The following is a 3,047-nucleotide window of genomic DNA, read 5'->3' on the forward strand; positions in this document are numbered from 1 at the left end:
CTGGATACTCCCGGCCACCAGGACTTCAGCGAAGACACCTATCGCACCCTGGCAGCGGCTGACAATGCCGTGATGCTGGAAGATGCCGGCAAAGGGTTGGAAACCCAGACCCGCAAGCTGTTTGAAGTGTGTCAGATGCGGGGGCTGCCGATTTTTACCTTTATCAACAAGATGGATCGCCCAAGTCGGGATCCCTTGGAGCTGATGGATGAAATTGAGACAGAACTGGGCCTCAAGCCCTATCCTGTCAACTGGCCGATTGGCTCAGGCGAGCGGTTTACTGCGCTATTTGACCGCCGAACTCAGGAGTTTCATTTCTTTGAGCGGGTATCTGGGGGGCGGCTAAGAGTTCAAGATACCGTTATTAAACTTGGGGATCCACAAATTGAGGAGTTGATCGACAAGGACTTGTATTACCAATTCAAGGAAGAGCTGGAACTGCTGGATGGTCTCATGCCCACCTTGGATCTAAAACAGGTGCATTCTGGCAAACAAACCCCGGTCTTTTTCGGCAGTGCCATGACCAATTTTGGGGTGGAGCTTTTCCTCAATGCATTTTTGGAGTATTCCTTACCGCCAATGCCTCACGAGAGCACTGCCGGACTGATCCCGCCCGAACATCCTGAGTTTACGGGCTTTGTCTTTAAGCTGCAGGCCAACATGGATCCCCGCCATCGGGATCGCGTCGCTTTTGTACGCATCTGCTCCGGCAAGTTTGAGAAGGATATGGTGGTCAACCATGCCCGACTCAATCGTCCCATTCGCCTATCTTATCCCCAGAAGTTGTTTGCTCAAGAGCGCATCTCCATCGATGAAGCTTACCCTGGGGATGTGATCGGCCTGAATAATCCCGGCATCTTCACCATTGGGGATACCATCTACACCGGCCCGAAGCTGCGCTACGCCGGGATCCCTAGCTTTTCTCCTGAGCTGTTTGCCTACTTGAAGAATCCCAATCCTTCCAAGTTTAAGCAGTTCCAGAAAGGGGTAGCGGAACTGCGGGAAGAAGGGGCTGTACAAATCATGTACTCTATCGACGATTCCAAACGGGATCCGATTGTGGCAGCGGTGGGCCAGTTGCAGTTTGAGGTTTTGCAGTATCGCCTTGAAAGTGAATACAACGTCGAAACCCGACTGGAGATGTTGCCCTACACCCTGGCCCGCTGGGTCGAGAATGGCTGGAAGGCGCTGGAGAATATTCCCAGCTTGTTTAACACCCTAGTTGTTAAAGACATTCAAGACAGGCCCGTTCTTCTGTTTAAGAACGAGTGGACTTTACAGCAATTTGCTGCCAGCAACCCTAAAATCAAGCTCAGCAAAATTGCCCCTATCTCGGATCTCGGCCCAGAATTGGGTGACGGCCAATAGATCAACCTAAGAGAATCCGTCTCAAAGAGCCTTAGGTTCTGACATTCAGTCGAGATGCCATTGGTCTCCACATCAGCGGTGTTGATAGGTGTTGATATCTTCGGATTTCTGAGCAAACCCCTCACACAGATCGCAGCAATTCCCCCATCTTTTTCCTGCATCGTCCAGGGACAGAGGGAGTGAACCATGCCTTTCTTCTCCAACCTGGGATCCGATTCTCCCCACTTTGGCGCTGCCCTCAGTGCTTGTGCGCCACTTTGCGAACGCTCCTTGTGGGGACTGGATCCGCAAGCCGTTTTTTTGAATCACGGCTCCTACGGCGCGACCCCGAAAAAGGTGTTGCAGGCCCAGAGTGCATGGCGGGAACGCCTTGAGGCTCAGCCGGTGCAGTTTATGGGAGAGGAACTTCCTCGAGCCTTGCGGGCGGCGGCAGCAGAACTGGCCCATTTCGTCGGGGCCGAACCCGAAAATCTGGTGTTTGTGGAAAATGCCACCAGCGGGGTCAATGCCGTTTTGCGCTCGCTGCGGTTCCGGCCAGAGGATCAGATCGCCTGCACCAATCACGGTTACGGGGCCGTTCGTCAGGCATTGCAGTACATCTGTGCCCAGTGGGGAGCCATCCCAGTTGAGGCGCAGATCCCTTTCCCCATTGCGGGGCCAGAGCAGGTTATCGCGGCCTTCGAGGCCATCCTCACTCCCCAAACTCGCCTGGCGGTGTTGGATCACCTCACCTCGCCTACAGCTCTGATCTACCCCCTGCCTGAGCTGATCGGCCTCTGTCGGGAGCGCGGGATCCCGGTTTTGGTGGATGGCGCCCATGCCCCCGGAGTTCTCCCCTTGGAGTTGGAAAAGCTAGGAGCCGATTGGTACACCGGCAATGCCCACAAGTGGCTGTTTGCCCCGAAAGGCTGTGCCTTTTTGTGGGTGGCCCCCTATCGACAGGCCCAAACTCATCCTACGGTGATCTCCCACGGCTATGGGCAAGGGTTCACAGCGGAGTTCGACTGGGTGGGCACACGGGATCCCAGCGCTTGGTTGGCCATTTCAGCAGCCCTGGCGTTTATCCAAGGGGTGGGACTGGACAACATCCGTCAGCACAACCACACTCTGCTGCTGCAGGCGCGGCAGTTGCTCTTGGAGGCTCTTGAGGGGATCCCGCCCGCCCCCGAAAAGATGTTGGGCTTTATGGCCACCCTACCCTTGCCGCCATTTTGGCAGCAGTGGATCCCTGAGCTTCCTCTTGAGGAGCGCGCCCGTCGGCTTCACGATTACCTCTGGTACAAGTACCGCATTGAGGTTCCGATCATCCCCTTCGCCGGGCAGCTTTGGGTACGCATCTCGGCCCAGGTCTACAACCGTTTGGCAGAGTACGAACAGTTGGCGCTGGCCTTGCAGCATCTGCCCTGAGGTTTTGTCGGTTGAGCCGCTTTCACGACATTGCAAGTATAGTTGCTTCGCACACCAGTAAAACGATTCCAGATCTATGGTCAATTCAGTTGAGGATGAGATGACGTTACAGGTAGGATGGCATGCCAGTAGACCTCAGAAAGAAGCCTTGACCTGAGAGAGAGTCGTAGGGCATGTCCAGGAAGGGAGCAGACCCACAGACGTACAAAGCCGGTCATACAGCGGAAGGGAAGGGTATGGGAGTCGGTAAAAGCAGCGCGGAACGCTTGGGG

At 55.2% G+C, this 3,047-nt stretch carries 2 protein-coding genes; both read left to right on the forward strand.

The genetic code is table 11. The annotated features are described in order from the left end of the window. Positions 1 to 1,368, forward strand: a 1,368-nt coding sequence (gene prfC / locus NW819_RS05470; RefSeq protein ID WP_414413135.1) for a peptide chain release factor 3, incomplete at its 5' end; no start/stop codon positions are given. A 186-nt stretch (positions 1,369 to 1,554) separates the two neighbouring features. Further along, positions 1,555 to 2,775, forward strand: a complete 1,221-nt coding sequence (locus tag NW819_RS05475) for an aminotransferase class V-fold PLP-dependent enzyme (protein ID WP_414413136.1) — start codon at positions 1,555 to 1,557, stop codon at positions 2,773 to 2,775. Positions 2,776 to 3,047: the final 272 nt, after the last annotated feature.

Source organism: Synechococcus sp. R8-2 (assembly GCF_047461715.1).
In the GTDB taxonomy this organism is placed as follows: Bacteria; Cyanobacteriota; Cyanobacteriia; order Thermostichales; family Thermostichaceae; genus Thermostichus.